This is a genomic window from Enterocloster lavalensis (assembly GCF_046603895.1).
GTDB classification, from domain to species: Bacteria; Bacillota; Clostridia; order Lachnospirales; family Lachnospiraceae; genus Enterocloster; species Enterocloster lavalensis.
The window spans coordinates 2,954,601-2,970,491 of sequence record NZ_CP176637.1 but is presented as its reverse complement, the minus strand read 5'-3'; the positions used below and the strand labels follow the sequence as shown (position 1 = coordinate 2,970,491).

The 15,891-nt window shown below is 56.2% G+C and carries 14 protein-coding genes; 8 read left to right on the top strand and 6 right to left on the bottom strand.

The genetic code is table 11. The features are described 5' to 3' along the window. The first annotated feature begins 98 nt into the window (after nucleotides 1-98). Nucleotides 99-1,937, top strand: coding sequence for a DUF5050 domain-containing protein (locus tag ACK2JC_RS13175; RefSeq protein ID WP_320936762.1), 1,839 nt, complete (start codon nucleotides 99-101; stop codon nucleotides 1,935-1,937). Between the two features lie 22 nt (nucleotides 1,938-1,959). On the opposite strand, the gene ACK2JC_RS13170 is transcribed toward ACK2JC_RS13175, so the two are convergent. The 3 genes from ACK2JC_RS13170 to ACK2JC_RS13160 form a co-directional block, all read right to left on the bottom strand. Further along, nucleotides 1,960-2,862, bottom strand: a complete 903-nt coding sequence (locus ACK2JC_RS13170; protein ID WP_024737806.1) for a helix-turn-helix transcriptional regulator — start codon at nucleotides 2,860-2,862, stop codon at nucleotides 1,960-1,962. Nucleotides 2,863-3,078: 216 nt separating this feature from the next. Then, nucleotides 3,079-3,312, bottom strand: coding sequence for a hypothetical protein (locus ACK2JC_RS13165; RefSeq protein WP_007708358.1), 234 nt, complete (start codon nucleotides 3,310-3,312; stop codon nucleotides 3,079-3,081). After that, nucleotides 3,300-3,722: a DUF3842 family protein gene (locus ACK2JC_RS13160; protein ID WP_007708357.1), complete on the bottom strand. Its 423-nt coding sequence runs from the start codon at nucleotides 3,720-3,722 to the stop codon at nucleotides 3,300-3,302. The genes ACK2JC_RS13165 and ACK2JC_RS13160 overlap by 13 nt, the downstream gene beginning before the upstream one ends. A 472-nt stretch (nucleotides 3,723-4,194) precedes the next feature. Between ACK2JC_RS13160 and ACK2JC_RS13155 the strand changes: the two genes are divergently transcribed. The 3 genes from ACK2JC_RS13155 to thrS all read left to right on the top strand — a co-directional run bounded on the left by ACK2JC_RS13155 (nucleotide 4,195) and on the right by thrS (nucleotide 8,008). Next, nucleotides 4,195-4,740, top strand: coding sequence for an ECF transporter S component (locus ACK2JC_RS13155; protein WP_024737807.1), 546 nt, complete (start codon nucleotides 4,195-4,197; stop codon nucleotides 4,738-4,740). Beyond that, complete coding sequence (locus tag ACK2JC_RS13150; protein ID WP_320936761.1) at nucleotides 4,737-5,846, top strand: hypothetical protein; 1,110 nt, start codon at nucleotides 4,737-4,739, stop codon at nucleotides 5,844-5,846. The genes ACK2JC_RS13155 and ACK2JC_RS13150 overlap by 4 nt, the downstream gene beginning before the upstream one ends. A 407-nt stretch (nucleotides 5,847-6,253) precedes the next feature. After that, a complete protein-coding gene (thrS, locus tag ACK2JC_RS13145) occupies nucleotides 6,254-8,008 on the top strand; it encodes a threonine--tRNA ligase (RefSeq protein ID WP_024737809.1) in 1,755 nt (584 codons plus the stop codon). A gap of 84 nt (nucleotides 8,009-8,092) precedes the next feature. Here thrS and ACK2JC_RS13140 read toward each other — a convergent pair whose 3' ends face one another. Further along, nucleotides 8,093-8,575 (bottom strand): hypothetical protein, encoded by a 483-nt coding sequence (locus ACK2JC_RS13140; RefSeq protein ID WP_081734629.1) that lies wholly within the window; start codon nucleotides 8,573-8,575, stop codon nucleotides 8,093-8,095. Nucleotides 8,576-8,743: 168 nt separating this feature from the next. Here ACK2JC_RS13140 and ACK2JC_RS13135 point away from each other — a divergent pair, with 168 nt between their 5' ends. Both ACK2JC_RS13135 and ACK2JC_RS13130 read left to right on the top strand, forming a co-directional pair. Next, nucleotides 8,744-9,445: a response regulator transcription factor gene (locus ACK2JC_RS13135; RefSeq protein ID WP_273147934.1), complete on the top strand. Its 702-nt coding sequence runs from the start codon at nucleotides 8,744-8,746 to the stop codon at nucleotides 9,443-9,445. Further along, nucleotides 9,442-10,875 carry a sensor histidine kinase gene (locus tag ACK2JC_RS13130; protein ID WP_368271773.1) on the top strand — a complete coding sequence of 478 codons (1,434 nt, stop codon included), beginning with the start codon at nucleotides 9,442-9,444 and terminating at the stop codon, nucleotides 10,873-10,875. Before ACK2JC_RS13135 ends, ACK2JC_RS13130 begins: the two co-directional genes overlap by 4 nt. Before the next feature lie 57 nt (nucleotides 10,876-10,932). On the opposite strand, the gene ACK2JC_RS13125 is transcribed toward ACK2JC_RS13130, so the two are convergent. Further along, nucleotides 10,933-11,394 (bottom strand): GyrI-like domain-containing protein, encoded by a 462-nt coding sequence (locus tag ACK2JC_RS13125; RefSeq protein ID WP_007708340.1) that lies wholly within the window; start codon nucleotides 11,392-11,394, stop codon nucleotides 10,933-10,935. Continuing rightward, a complete protein-coding gene (locus ACK2JC_RS13120; protein ID WP_320936759.1) occupies nucleotides 11,391-12,428 on the bottom strand; it encodes a LacI family DNA-binding transcriptional regulator in 1,038 nt (345 codons plus the stop codon). Before ACK2JC_RS13120 ends, ACK2JC_RS13125 begins: the two co-directional genes overlap by 4 nt. Nucleotides 12,429-12,687: 259 nt before the next feature. On the opposite strand from ACK2JC_RS13120, the gene ACK2JC_RS13115 reads away from it, so the two are divergent. Both ACK2JC_RS13115 and ACK2JC_RS13110 read left to right on the top strand, forming a co-directional pair. Then, nucleotides 12,688-14,928: a PTS transporter subunit IIBC gene (locus ACK2JC_RS13115; protein ID WP_320936758.1), complete on the top strand. Its 2,241-nt coding sequence runs from the start codon at nucleotides 12,688-12,690 to the stop codon at nucleotides 14,926-14,928. A gap of 9 nt (nucleotides 14,929-14,937) precedes the next feature. Further along, a complete protein-coding gene (locus ACK2JC_RS13110) occupies nucleotides 14,938-15,891 on the top strand; it encodes an endonuclease/exonuclease/phosphatase family protein (protein WP_320936757.1) in 954 nt (317 codons plus the stop codon).

Genomic DNA, 15,891 nt, shown 5'->3' with positions numbered 1-15,891 from the left:
CAAATGCCATGTTTTGTAAGATTTCTTTCGTTGTAAATGAGGTAAAATTTTGGTAGGATTATTTAAGTACATAAATTCACATAAAAAAGGACAAGTATATGGCAAGCAGAAAGAGACGGAAAAAGGAATCGCCGGTTAAGGCGGTGTTTTTGGCGTTGATCGCTGTTGTTATCATGGTGTGCGCCGTATCGGTGGTGATGTCGGTTTACCGGAAGATCAGCAAGGATTATGAAAATCTGGAACAATCCATTTCCTCCTCCGAGACCCCGGGCGAGACCATCGCCATTGAGAACGGCGTGGTGACCGGATGGCAGCTGACAGATGACGGTTATCGGTATGTCAATGAGGATGAGACCTATGTGACGGACACCTGGAAGTTGGTTGACGGCCTTTTGTATCATTTTGATGAAAATGGCATCATGTCCACCGGGGAATTATCCCAGGAGGGGCAGAAATTTACATTTTCGGACAAGGGATATTTAAAGGATATCCAGGCTGACCTTTCCTGGCAGCCGGAGAGCACAGGGGAGAATCTGGACAGCCTGGTGAAGGCCAATGCGTTCTTCTGCTACCTTGGGGAGGCGGACGGGCCGTTTAAGCCCATTATGTACCGCAAAGCCACGGAGACTAAGGTGATGACCCTGGGAGGCGAGAGCGCGCCGGAGCGCACCACCAGAAATTCCATGAGAGCTTATGGGGATTACGTGTATTATCTTCCAAAGGTGAAGAGCGGTCAGGCAGCCGGCCTTACGGACGAGGAGCTGAGGCTGTGCGACAGCCTGTTCCGCATGATTCCGGGAAGCGGGGAGAAGGAGCTGATCGCGGAGCACGTAGGCGGCTATCTGCTTCTGGACAATGTGATCTATTATTCCCAGGGCGGCACGGTCAAATCCGCCTCTTCCGGGACGAAAATCGCAGTGGGTGAGAAGCAGTACCGCGTGATTGTGAAGGACGGCAGCTGTTTTATGGTGGATGGTATGAACCAGCCGGTCCGGCCGGACAGCAGCGGCGTTCTGGAGATCGGGGATCGGATTTACCGGATTGAGAACGACCAAGGTAAGATCAAGTATGTGAAACGCGCGCAGGAGCAGATCGGCGGCGCTTCCTACTATACGGATACGGTTTCCGGACAGTATCAGGGAATTTTCCGCAAGGACAGCGGAGGCGCATCGGTGATTGTGCAGGAGCCGTACGGCGTACAGAGCTACTGTATTGCAGGCCAGAAGATTTACTACAGCGCCTATGTGGAGAAGGACGGCAGCGGCGTCTGGTACAGCCAGTTGTTTAAGACCGCACTGGACGGAAGCGGGAAAGAGGAGGTCAGCGGGCGTTTCCCGGGAATGATCGGGACGATGTATTACTATGAGAATGCCGGGGAGATTTACGGGGAATACCACCCGGAGATTTGGAACCGGGCCTATGGCAGGATTGTGTCCATCGGACTTGATGGGACGATCTACACCATCAACGACGAGGCTGCCAGAACGGGACAGAGCGTGTCAGACAACGATATGCTGGAGCTGGTGATGGTGGATGGGGATACGGTTACCTGTCTGTGGCACGATGTGGTTTGGAACCGTTCTACGGGGATTACCAGCACGCTGTGGGACAAGGCCGTTCAGATAAAGAAATCGGACCGGACGCTTTTGGAGACCGGCCAGAGCCTGCCACCTGAGGAGGAGACCGAGGCTCAGACGGATGCGCAGGACGGTGTGGTGATCCGCCCCATCGGGGGAGAGCCCACGGCTGCCCCGGATGCGGATAAGCCTACGGCCGCTAACCCCGGCGCAGCTCCCAATCCCGGAGTTGACCCCAACGCGGATAAACCGACCATGCCGGCGGCATCGCCGGATGCGGACAAGCCCACGACTCCAGCAGTACCGCCCGCCACGACGGCGCCGGCACAGGACGAGGTTATTATTAAGCCGGTGGATTGAGTTCACCGGCTGTCGTTTATTTCTAAGGAATTTTGTGCGAGGAAGCGTTGATAATCAACTCGCTTTTAATGCCGTTCAGCTCGATCACGTTGTCACAGTGTCCGGCGTCCTCGCCCCGGAGGGAGAAATCTTTTGCCGTTTCCCCGTCTTGCTGGTAGTGGATGCTGTTTAATATGCCGCGGGTGACTGTGCAGAACGGGAGACCCTGGGGCAGAGTCAGCCGGGAGGTGGCGGAAACCTGGTTGACGTCCAGCGGGCCGTTTAAGTCGTGGCAGGTAATTTCCATGTCCGTGTTGCTGTTCAGCTCCAGGCGGCCGGAAAAGCCGTTTAACAGGGTGCGGGAGACTTTGCCCGAGAATTCTGCATTTTCCGCGCGGACGTTCTGAAGCTCCAGGCTCTGCGTGTTCCCGGACAGCTCGATTTTCCCCACGTACTGCTGGGGAAGACGGATGAGAATATGAAGGCTTTCCTTGGCGTTGGACTCGGTCATTCCGGCAAAGCGGCGCACATCCACGTCAATTCTCTTTTTAATATCGTCGATTTTCACTTTAAATGCGCTGTCCAGGTTTGCGATCTGGTCGGAGCCCAGCAGCACCTGAAGCTTTTCGCCCTCATAACCGGTCATTACCACGCCGTTGGCGCCGGAGAAGGTGATGTCAAAGTCCTTTATGCTGTCGATGTCGTATTCTGTTACGCTGTGAAACCGGAATTCCTGTTCCGGGGGGATGGGAGAGCGGTTTTCCAGCAGGTCGTCCAGGGAAATCTGGAAGAGCGCTGAGATGGCCCGGAGGTTTTCGACGTCCGGGGTCCCGGCGGCTGTCTCCCATTTGGTGACGGCCTGGCGCGATACGTTCAGCCGCCCGGCTAACTGCTCCTGGGACATCCCGGCCTGCTTGCGCAGTGTTTTGATTGTTTCTGAAAGCATTGATTGTTCCTCCTGTTTTTGATGTCCTGAGTATAGCAACCGGGGGATTACAAAACAAGCAACCCGCGTTTGCAGCGGCGCTGTTTTCTGCTACGCTTCGTGGCAAATGCCGGAAATAAGCGAAGATTGGCCGGTTTGGGCGCGGGCTGTGCCGGCAGGGAGCCGCATGGGGACCACAAAAGAGAAAAACCGCTGTCCGCGGTTTTTCTGCAAGTCTTAATCCTCGTCGAATTCCACCACAACGTAGAAGCCCCGGGAATTTTCGCGGATGTCTTTTATGACGCCGTATTCATTTTTGATGCGGTCTCTGGCGGCGAAGCAGCCGGACATGGCCACCGCGGGGTCGATGATATAGCTGTAGCTGCTGGTGCCCTCGCGCTCGATGACCTTTACCCGGTCGCCCACGTTCACCAGGCCCTGACGCTCCATCTTGAATTCTACTGTTCGCATCGGGATCTCACTTCCTTTCCCACTTCCTCGCAGACCATGTTGATATAGTCGGACAGGGTGTTGTTCTGGCAGCCAACGATGTAATGATTGCAGCGGTTGACCGGAATCAGGATCTTGTAAGCCTTGCTGGAGCCGATGGCCGTGGCCATGGCGGGGGTGATCTCGCCCAGCAGGGAGTTGGCCATGACGATGCCGATGGGGCCGATGATGATGTCCGCATCCTGTGAGTTGACGATGGCCGGGTTTTCGCCGGTGGCCGCGTGGCTCGCCCCCGCTTTGATCATGGCGGAGGTGGCGATGCTGTTGGTGCCAATGGCGTACAGCTCCAGGTCCGGGTAGGATTTTTTTAACTGCTCGATGACGGAACGGCCCATTCTGCCGCCCTGGCCGTCGATGATTACGATTTTCATTGCTTGCGTTCCCCCTGTCGTGTCTTTACCGTGAATGCCCTTGAGGCGGTAATCTGTATTAGATATTGTACTTTGTCACCAGCCGCCAGGCTGATGATAAGCATTATGTTTCCTTGATTGTAGCAGATGGCGCGGGGAATGTAAATAAGGGGTTGTTTTTGCGAACCGGGGGAAAACATCGGGGAAAACACAGTGGGGATTGTGGAAAAAGCGGTTGACCGGTCCGATAAATGTGGATATAATAAAACTGACCACCGGCAGAAGCCGGAATCAGGGCGGGCAGAAGGCCCGGAGTCAGTGAGAAGCGCGTTTTATACTGTGCGGCGATGTTTTACAGGGCCGCTTACAGAGTGTGATCAATCTTGCCAGAAGGCGGACGGGTTCAGAAGAACCGGCGCTTTCTGGTTTTTTATGTTTGGGGAAACGCGCGGCGGGGTGACGGTAATCGGAGAATACAGGAGGTAGTAAAAAAATGGAAAAAAATCGTTTTAAATCGCATCGGCTGGTGCTGGCGGCGCTGTTTTTGGCTCTGGGTATGATTCTGCCCTTTTTCACGGCGCAGATTCCGGAGATCGGGAGCATGCTTCTGCCCATGCACATACCGGTGCTGGTCTGCGGGTTTGTCTGCGGTTGGAAATACGGGCTGATCGTGGGGCTTCTCACGCCCCTGCTGCGCAGCGTGACCTTTACGATGCCGCCGCTGTTCCCCTCGGCCACGGCCATGGCGTTTGAGATGGCCGCTTACGGGGCGATCTGCGGCCTGATGTACGAGAGGCTGCCCAGGGGAACGAAGTCCGTGTATGTGAGCCTGCTGACGGCTATGGTTGGAGGGCGCATCGTCTGGGGAATCGTACAGATTCCCATTCTGGGCATCTCCGGTAAGGGCTTTGGCTGGCAGGCGTTTGTGGCCGGTGCATTTTTGAACGCGGTGCCGGGTATCATTTTGCAGATTGTGATGATTCCGCTGATTGTGATTGCGCTCGAACGGGCCAATGTGATGGAGATACAGGGGAAATGAGAGAGATATTGATCAGGCACTGGGAACATTATCCCAGGATGGAAGCGCAGGATCTGGTAAAACTGATTTATCAGTCGGAGTTTGGCGGCGGGCATCTGATCCGGGATCCGGGGGAGAGCCTGAGGCGGCTGCAGGCGGAATATGAGGCCCGGGAATGGGGAGCGGCAGGGGCGCAGAACGGAGCGTTGGCGGCGTCCGGTCCGGATGGATGGAAGTATGTGGAACCGGCTGGGGGCGGGATGTGCCGCATCAAGCTGGCGGCTTTGGATCTGGGGCTTGAGGCGGTAACGCTGAACCGCATGTTTGTCCGCTCGGCGGTGGAGGTAAAGGGCAGCGTCAGCGGGCTGAAGGCAGGGCTTGGGGAGCTTCTTGGCCTGTGCGGAACGGAGATTTCACTGGACCGGGAAGCGGCGCGGGCTTATATCCGCGCGTATGAGGGCGAGGGATACCCGGCGGTGAGCCACAGTCCGGCGTACCGGGAAGCCTATCATCCGTCGTACCGGATTGTGAACGCCATGTACGGGCGGTTTCTTCCGCTGTTTGTGCGCATCGACCGCCTGCTTGGCGAGGCCGGCGGCCGCACTGTAAACATCGCGGTGGACGGCATGAGCGGCAGCGGAAAGAGCACGCTTGCAAAGCTTTTAACGGGCCTATACGGCTGTAATGTGTTTCATATGGACGACTTCTTCCTTCAGCCCTTTCAGCGGGTTCCTGAGCGTTTCCGTGAGCCTGGGGGCAATGTGGATTACGAGCGCTTTAAAACCCAGGTCATCGATTGTCTGGACAGCCCGCAGGGAGTGGAATACCAGGTCTATGACTGCGGCGCGCAGCGGCTTTCGAAAACGGTGCGCGCTCCCCGGCGGGCCTTCAATGTGATCGAGGGTTCCTACAGTCAGCACCCTTATTTTGGAAATTGTTATGATCTGCGGGTGTTTCTGGAGGTGGGGGAGGACGAGCAGAGAGAACGCATCCGCAGGCGCAACGGGGAATTTATGCTGAGACGCTTTGAGGAGGAATGGATTCCTATGGAAAACGCCTATTTTACGGCTTGTAATATCCGGGAAAACAGCCAAATGGTCTTGACAAACCGGGATCAAATGCTATAATCGAACCAGACAAAGGCTTTGAAGGAACCAGTAATCAGCGGGATGTATCCAGAGAGCGGGCGCAGTCGGTGGAAGGCCCGTATGCAGAAGGCTGATGAAAACCAGTCCTGAGCCGTGCCAGGGAGACCGCAGGCAGATTCCGGTTGAAATGGCGCCGTGCCCCCGCGTTAAGGGATAATGAGTGAAAGATCAAGGTGGAACCGTGTGCATGCACCCTTGGATACAGGAATGTGTCCAGGGGTTTTTTTGTTGAATGAAGCGGACCGCCGGGAACACATTTTGCGCGAAGGCCCAGGCCGCGAAAGCGGCTTGATTCCGGCGGGCCTGCCGCGTTTTGAACAACGCTGAGATGCGGCCGGAGGCATTTCACGGACAAGAATCCAAACGGATGAAAGGAGATTTGTACAATGAAGATTATTTTACCGGACGGAAGCGTTCAGGAAGCGGAGGACGAGCTGCGGGCGATCCGCCACACCGCCTCCCATGTGCTGGCTCAGGCTGTGAAGCGCCTGTACCCGGAGACCAAGCTGGCCATCGGACCGGCCATTGACGACGGATTTTACTATGATTTCGACCGCGAGGGCGGATTTACCCCTGAGGATCTGGAGAAGCTGGAAGGGGAGATGACCAAGATTGTCAAGGAAAATCTTCCGGTGAAGCCCTTTGTGCTGCCCAGGGACGAGGCCATTAAGTTTATGGAGGAAAAGGGCGAGCCTTACAAGGTGGAGCTGATTGAAGATCTTCCGGATGAGGAGACCATCAGCTTTTATACCCAGGGCGAGTTCACGGACCTGTGCGCAGGCCCCCATATCATGTACACCAAGGGCGTGAAGGCCTTTAAGCTGACCAGCATCGCGGGGGCTTACTGGAGAGGCAGCGAGAAGAACAAGATGCTGACCAGAATTTACGGAACGGCATTCGCCAATAAAGCGGATCTGGAGCAGTACCTGACCATGATGGAGGAGGCCAAGAAGCGCGACCACCGCAAGCTGGGCAAGGAGCTGGGCCTGTTTATGTTCGCGGACGAGGGGCCGGGATTCCCGTTTTTCCTGCCCAAGGGCATGACTCTGAAAAACACGCTGATCGACTACTGGAGGGAAATCCATCTGAGAGAGGGGTATCAGGAGGTTTCCACGCCCATTATCCTGAGCCGCAAGCTGTGGGAGAATTCCGGTCATTGGGATCACTACAAGGACAATATGTATACCACGGTGATCGACGAGGAGGATTTTGCGGTTAAGCCCATGAACTGCCCCGGAGGCATGCTGGTATACAAGAATACGCCCCACTCCTACCGGGAGCTGCCCCTGCGGGTGGGCGAGCTGGGACTGGTACACCGCCATGAGAAGAGCGGACAGCTTCACGGCCTGATGCGGGTGCGCTGCTTTACCCAGGACGACGCGCATATTTTCATGCGGGATGACCAGATCGAGGACGAGATCAAGGGCGTTACCCGGCTGATCAACGAGGTTTACAGCCAGTTCGGCTTTGAGTATTTTGTGGAGCTGTCCACCCGGCCGGAGGATTCCATGGGGTCCGACGAGGACTGGGAGATGGCCACAAACGGCCTGAGAAAGGCTTTGGAGGACATGGGCCTGGATTATATCGTCAACGAGGGCGACGGCGCGTTCTACGGCCCCAAGATCGATTTCCACCTGCGGGATTCTCTGGGAAGAACCTGGCAGTGCGGAACCATTCAGCTGGATTTCCAGATGCCGCAGCGGTTTGATCTGGAGTACACGGCGGAGGACGGCAATAAAAAGCGTCCCATCATGATTCACAGGGTATGCTTTGGGTCCATTGAGCGTTTTATCGGCATCCTGATCGAGCATTTCGCGGGCAAGTTCCCGGTATGGCTGGCTCCGGTGCAGGTGAAGGTGATTCCGGTGTCCGAGAAGTCCATGGATTACGCTACGGGAGTTTACGAGAAGCTGAAGGCGGCGGGCATCCGTACCGAGCTGGATCACAAGGACGAGAAGGTGGGCTACAAGATCCGCCAGGCTCAGCTGGAGAAGGTTCCCTTTATGCTGGTTCTGGGCGAGAAGGAAGCGGCAGAGGGCGCGATTACAGTCCGCAGCCGGGACAAGGGCGATTTGGGCGCGGCGCAGCTTGAGGCGTTTATCGGCGATGTGAAGCGGATGATTGAGACGAAAGAGATGTAAATAGATGAATGAAAGCCCCCGGGGTGCGGCAGAGGAACGTCTGTTGCGGCCCGGGGGATTTTATCTGCGGCCGATGGTTTTATTTTATTGGATCAGCTGGTCGATCTGATCCCAGATGTCCTGAATCTGTTCCATATAGTTCAGGGCTTCTTTTTTCTGGTCAAGGGCCTGGTCCAGCTTGGCGAGGGCTTCGTCGTAGCGTCCCTCGGCGGCGTCCGCTCTGGCCTGGGCCTTTAAGAGCCTGACCTGTCCGGACGCATCCGTGTAGGATACCTGGATTCCGGTGATGTCGTTTTTCAGCTCTTTTACCTGTTTCCAGGCGTCCTTGTTCTCCTTCAACTGTCCGGCTTCCTTCTGGGCTTTGCGGATTTCCCGGCACTGGGTGGAGGCGGTCTTGTTCTCGTCTTTGATGCGCGAGATCTCGTTCCCCGTGGTCTCCAGCTCCTGGCGGGTCTGGGCCGACTCGTCCCGGTACTCGGCTTTCGTCTGGGCTGCAAATGCGGGGAAACTCATGGTGCAGGCCAGGGCGGCCGTGCAGAGCAGCGTAGCTGTCTTTTTCAGTTTCATCTGTGATTCCTCCTGGGCAATTTAGAATGGTATCTGTTCTACAATGATATAATAGCATAGTACATGGCGGCTATAACAGTTTCAAGCTGTGGCAAAATTGTGGCAGCGGTTTACGAATTCCTGACTGGATGGTAAGATAGCCATAAATACGAATTTGTGGAGGGAAATATGGCGAAATCCATTTACGTGGCGGACGATGAACTGCATATACGCAACCTGATCCAGACGTTTCTGGCCAACGAGGGGTATGAAGTGAGGACGTTTGCGGATGGAGACAGCCTGTTTCAGGCGTTTAGTGAGCGCTGTCCTGATCTGATCATACTGGATATCATGATGCCGGGCACGGACGGCCTGAGCCTGTGCGCCAGAATCCGCGGGGAGAGCCGGGTGCCGATCATGATTGTATCCGCCAAGGACAGTCCGCTGGACCGGGTGACGGGAATTACCCTGGGAAGCGACGATTATATGGTGAAGCCGTTTTTGCCGCTGGAGCTGGTGGCCAGGGTCAAGGCCCTGTTCAGGCGGGCGGAGTACAGCCAGACGGAGGCTCCCGCGGCGTTTAAATGCGGGAATCTTCTGCTGGAGCAGGGGGCGCGGACCATTACGGTGGGCGGGGAAGCGTTTTCGGTCACGCCAACGGAGTTCGATTTTCTTTCCTATCTGTTGGAGCGCGCCGGTCAGGCTGTGTCCAAGCAGGAGCTGATGCGAGAGATCTGGAAGCTGCCGGATTATGAGCTGGACACGCGGGTGGCGGACGATCTGGTGAAACGGCTGCGCCGAAAGCTGAAGGAGTCGGGCTGCAGCGCATCAGTTAAGACGGTTTGGGGGTTCGGGTTCCGCCTGGAGGGCGGGAAGGAGGGTGAAACATGATTTCCCGCATACGCATGCGCATTTTCATTCCAATGCTGTTTCTGATTTTATTGTTTCCCCTGCTGTCCTGGGGGATTTTTTCGTCCGCTTCGGACTGGTATATGAACCGGCTTTCCAGACAGAGTCTGGAGGCGATGATGGGCCAGATACGGAGTATGGGGGACCGGCTTTACAGCGGGGATGAGGAGCTGTCAATGGATGAGGAGAAGGAGCTGTCCAAGGATTTTTTGAGCCAGATCAGGGCGTTTATCCGCAAGGACAGGCCCAGGGCCCAGCTTCTGGCCGTCAATTCGCGGTTGAAGCTGACTTACCCCAAGACAGGGGACTACCAGCCGGATACCCAGGCCATCTATGAGGTCTGCCGGGAAATGATCCTGAGCCGTGAACAGGGGAAGGAGGGTTGGGAGGACATACAGGAAGCCAGAGTAGGGGATGGGCGTTATCTGATCAGCCTGTATGAGACGGAGAGCCATACCAATATCCGGGGGAAGTATCTGTTCTGTTATGTGGCGGTCCCGGATACGAAGGCGCTGCTCTCTTACACCGGAGCGCTTTTGCTGCTGATCGCCGGCGCGCTGGTCCTTTTGGCGCTGGCCGCGGCCTGGGTGGTCGCCGGGAGCATCGCAAAGCCGCTTCAGGCGTTGTGCTGCCACACGCGGAGTATTGGAAAGGGGCGGTTTACACGGATGGAACGGCCGTGTTCCATCCGGGAGATTGAGGAGCTGAGACGGGATTTTAACCGGATGGCCGGGGAGCTGGAACAGCTAAACCGGCAGCAGACGGCATTTTTCCAGAACGCGTCCCACGAGCTGCGCACGCCGCTTATGTCCATCTGCGGTTACGCTCAGGGGATACAGTGCGGTGTATTCCCGGATCATCAGGAGGCCGCAGGGATTATTCTGGAGGAGGCCATGCGGATGAAGGAGCTGGTGGACGGAATTCTTACGATGTCGAAGCTGGACGGGGGAAGGGTGGAGTTAAATTGCCGGGAAATGGACCTGGCCGGGTTTATCCGGGATGAGCTGACTTCCCTGAAGGGGATGGAGGTTGCGGAGCAGATTCAGTTTCAGATGCGGGAGGGATTGGAACCGGTAATGGCGTTGGCCGACCGGGAGCTGCTGGAACGGGCGTTCCGCAACGTGATATCCAACTGCGTGCGCTATGCCGCGGGTCTGGTGGAGGTGAAGGCTGAGGTGCGGGACGGGTGGGCCGCGGTCACAATCGGGGACGACGGGCCCGGTTTCCCGGAGCAAGATTTACCCCATGTTTTTGAGCGGTTTTATAAAGGGCAGGGAGGCAATTTCGGCATCGGGCTGTCCATCGCGCGCACGGCGATGGAATATCAGGGGGGAAGGGTGGAAGCGTACAACCGGACGGCTCCGGGGCATGGGGCGGTGTTTGTTTTGTGGCTGCCGCTGAAGAGAAAATAATGGGCAGAGGCATCCGACGAAAAGGGGGAATTAAAACGGAAGCCGCAGAGCGTGAGTCTACAGCTTCCGGATGGGAAAGAGCATATAATTGATTCCGGTCTGCGGGCAGGTGAAGTCCTGGACAGCGCCTGCCAGCGTCAGATTGTGTTCGTGTAAATATTGAATCGTATCGGAAAAGGTGTGTTCGGTCTCACACGCCGCGGATATATATTCGTAGCCGGGAACGATCCATTTTGTCCATCCGTCGGGGGCTTCGGCGTCAAGTTCGCATTCGACTCCCGCGAGATAAAGTCCCCGGCTGAAATCCTCCCAGGGATTGAACGTACGGGAAAAATCAGACATTGCGCCCCATATGCCGGCGATCGTTCCGTCTCTGCCCTTCTTGGCCAGGTGTTGAATTTCTTCGAAATGGGAATTGGCATCCTCCCATAACCGCTGAATAAATCCAGTTCCGTCTGTGGTGGATCCTTCTTTTCCGATTACGGCGAAGGATCCTTTTTCATACCGTTCTATTTTCATACGCATGTTTCTCCGATTACGGCTTTGCAGCTCTCCCGCGCCACGATGTGGTGGGGGACGATGGTTTTGGTGGCCATCAGATCCGGGGTCTCGATATGGCTGATCATCTGGGCGGCCGCCTCGATGCCCAGCTGGAAGGAGTTGATGTCCACGCTTGTAAGGGGCGGGTAGGTCAGGCGGGCGAAGAGGGAGTTGTTGAAGGAGATGATGGATAGGTCTCCCGGGATGGAGATTCCCAGTTCGGCGCAGGTCTTTTCCAGGGCCATGGCCAGAATGTCGTCGCTGACCAGAACCGCGGTGGGGCGGTCTTTGGCGGTCAGAAGGGTTTCCAGGGCCAAATTTCGTTCCTCGGGTACTTCGGGCGCCTCAATGCACAGATCGGGGCGGAAGGGGACCTGGTGCTCCGCCAGTGACAGCAGGTAGCCGGACTTCCGGTCGTTGTTGAAGAGCAGGGAGTGGTCCCCGGACAGGTAGGCGATCCGGCGGTGGCCCAGCCCAAACAGGTAGTCCGCGGCTTCCCTGCCAGCCAGTACGTTGTCGTTGTCCACATAGATGGTCTGATTGACGTTCCGGTAGGCTTTTCCGATGAGCACGTATAAAAGGCCATCGTCATAGAGATAATCGATTACCGGGTCCTGTTCTTTTGAGTAGAGCACGATGTGGCCCTCGGCCTGGCCTTTTTTTGCCATAATCTTGACGGCGTCCAGGATTTCCTCCTCGTTCTGTCCGGTAATCACGGTGTTGATGTACTGCTTTTGGTTGCAGTGCTGGCTGATTCCACGGATTACTTCCAGATAGAAGGAGTTCTCGTAGGCTTCCTTCTGGGACGGGGGGAGAATGATGCCGATGGTGCGGGAGTTCTGGGTGGCCAGGCTGCTGGCCTGGAAATTCGGCTCGTATCCCAGCTGCTCCATGGCCAGGCGTACTTTTTCCTTGGTCTGGCGGCTGATGGACGGGTGATCCTTGCAGGTGCGGGATACGGTTGAGGGGGATACGCCGGCAAGGGCGGCGACATCTTTTATGGTTACGGGCATAGGCGGCCTCCTGATTGGACTTTTGATTTAGTTCTATTTTATCGGGTTATGCAAAATTTGTCAAATGGATTTGCATTGTTTGCATAAGTTGTAGCGTTGGTTTGCGTTATAAAAATGCACAAAAAGAGAGCGGTGTTTTTGGATAAAAGGTAGAAAAGCGAAAATGTTGGAAAAAATAGTTGAATTTATTGAGCGGCTATTCTATATTTAATGCAAGCGGTTGCACAAAGTTGCACAAATGAATTTCAGGAGGATGGATATGAAACAGAGAATGGATGGCTGCGAGGGAATCCGCATTGTCTCGCCGGTGACGGGAAACGCGGTGCCGGTGGATCAGGTGCCGGATCCGGTGTTTTCCCAGAAGATTATCGGGGACGGGGTCGCCGTGGCGCCGGAGGACGGCAGGATTGTAAGCCCGGTGGACGGCGAGGTGGTGTCTGTGGCGGAGACGCTGCACGCGTATGGGTTTCGCAGCCGGGAAGGCGTTGAGGTGCTGGTGCATTTCGGGTTGGAGACGGTGGCGCTCAAAGGGGAGTATTTTAAATGTCATGTGAAGGTCGGGGACCAGGTGAAGGCTGGGGATCTGGTCGCAGAGGCGGATCTGGAAGGGCTGAAGGAGAGACAGGTGGAGACCATTACGCCGGTGCTGATTTGCGGTGGTATGGAAGGGCGTGCCATGAATGCAGAGTTGGGCGCGGTGAAGGCTGGAGAGACGACCATTATTACGTTGCTGGATGAGTGCGGCGTTGAGGAGAGCGCGGGGACGGGAGCTGAAACGGCCGGTGGAGGAAGCGCAGCGGGAGACGGTCGTGACGGAAAGGCCGGGAACCAGACAGAGAAGAAAAAGAAAAAATCCATGATCAATTTCGATTTCTTACAAAAACTGGGTAAGGTGCTGATGACGGTGATCGCCGTTATGCCGGCGGCCGGGCTGATGATCAGCGTGGGTAAGCTGGTGCAGATGGCCGGGGCGGATATGGGCGTGGTCATGACCGTTGGAAGCACAATGGAGACCATCGGCTGGGCGGTGATCAATAATCTGCACATTTTATTCGCGGTAGCCATCGGCGGCTCCTGGGCGAAGGAGAAGGCGGGCGGCGCGTTTGCGGCTGTGATTGCATTTATCCTGATCAACGTGGTCACGGGAGCGATCTTTGGGGTCAGCAGCGCGGATCTGGCTGATCCGGCGGCGGTGACCCACACGCTGTTTGGAAAGGAAATACTGGTGAACGGGTATTTCACCTCGGTGCTGGGAGCGCCGGCTCTGAATATGGGCGTGTTTGTGGGAATTATTTCCGGATTTGTGGGCGGTACCATTTATAATAAGTATTATAATTACCGCAGGCTGCCGGACGCGCTGGCGTTTTTTAACGGCAAGCGTTTTGTGCCCATGGTGGTGATTCTGTGGTCCGTGATCATTTCCGTGGTGCTGGCCGTGGTGTGGCCGGTGGTGCAGTCCGGGATCAACAGCTTCGGCGTGTGGATTGCCAATTCCTCGGATACCTCACCGGTGCTGGCTCCGTTTATCTACGGGACTTTAGAGCGGATGCTGCTTCCTTTTGGTCTGCACCATATGCTGACCATTCCGATGAATTATACGTCCTTCGGCGGAACTTATACGATGCTTACCGGGGCAAACGCGGGGGCGCAGGTGTTTGGTCAGGACCCGCTGTGGCTGGCATGGGCAACGGATTTGATTAATTTGAAGGGCGCAGGGGATATGGCCGGTTATCAGCAGCTTTTGACTACTGTGACGCCCGCGCGGTTTAAGGTGGGACAGATGATCGGGGCTACGGGCCTGTTATTGGGAATCGCTCTGGCGATGTACCGGAGAGTGGACGCCGACAAGCGCCAGAAGTACCGTTCCATGTTTGTTTCCACTGTGCTGGCGGTGTTTTTGACCGGCGTTACGGAGCCGCTGGAGTTTATGTTTATGTTCTGTGCGCTGCCGCTGTATGTGGTCTACGCGGTGCTTCAGGGATGCGCGTTTGCCATGGCGGGACTGATTCACCTGCGGCTGCATTCCTTTGGAAATCTGGAGTTTCTGACCAGAATTCCCATGTCTGTGAAGGCGGGGCTTACGGGCGATCTGATCAATTTTGTGATCTGTGTGGCGGTGTTCTTTGCCGTGGGATACGCGGTGGCGTATTTTATGATTGGAAAGTTCCATTTTGCGACGCCTGGGCGTTTGGGCAATTACACAGATGACGGCGCTGGGGATGAGAGTCCGGCGGCGGGAAATGGGAATGGCAGCGCGGTTGGGAAGGACAGCCAGGCGGAGCGGATCATCGGCCTCTTGGGCGGCCGGGAGAATATCTCCTTTGTGGACGCCTGTATGACCCGGTTGCGGGTTACGGTGAAGGATGTGTCCAAGGTGGCGGAGCTTACCGCCTGGAAGGCAGAGGGAGCCATGGGGCTGATTAAGAAGGACGAGGGGATTCAGGCGGTATACGGTCCCAAGGCCGACGTGCTGAAATCCGATATCAACGATCTATTGTAAGGAGCTGCTATGAAGCTGATTACGTTGAACACACACAGTCTGGTGGAAGCGGATTATGAGAATAAGCTGAAATTGTTTGCGGAGGCGGTACTCCGGGAGCGGCCGGATGTGGTCGCGCTGCAGGAGGTCAACCAGAGTATGGGAGAACCGGCGGTGGGGCAGGAGCGGCTGGGGGCGCTGGGGTTTGTGGAGTGCGAGGAGCGCGGAAATGAGTCGAAGGTTGAAGCCGGGGCGCGGGGCGCGGTAATTCCTGTCCGGGCGGACAATCACGCTTACCGGCTGGCCGGGCTGCTGGCGGAAGGCGGAGCGCCTTATTTCTGGACCTGGGTTCCGGCCAAGATCGGCTATGGCAGATATGACGAGGGGACGGCGCTGTTTTCGCGCCTTCCCGTAGCGCAGACGGGATGGATTTATTTGACGGGAAGCCGGGATTACAAAAATTGGAAAACCCGTAAGGCTCTGGAAATGATTCTGGATTTTCACGGAAAACGCTGCCGCTTTTTCAGCCTTCATATGGGCTGGTGGAAGGACGGGGAAGAGCCTTTTGCCGGTCAGTGGGAGCGGCTTTCCGGCTATCTGAAAAACGAGTCCGGGGATTTGTGCTTTTTGATGGGAGATTTTAACTCACCGGCCGGAATACAGGGTGAGGGATGGCAGCTGGTGAGCGGTTCCGGCTGGCTGGACACTTACGGGCTGGCCGCGGCGAAGGACAACGGGGTCACGGTTGGCGGCGTCATCGATGGCTGGAGGGACAGTCCGCAAAACGCTGACGGTCCGGCGCCGGGCGCGGAGGGCGCGCATGAAAATGGAATGCGCATCGACTATATCTGGGTCAACCGGGAGATACCGGTTCTGAGGTCTCAGGTGATTTGTAATGGAATAAACGGCCCGGTGGTTTCGGATCATTACGGTGTGATGATTGAGTGCGAGCCGGAAAAATGTCCGGGCAGAGGGAGATTGTGA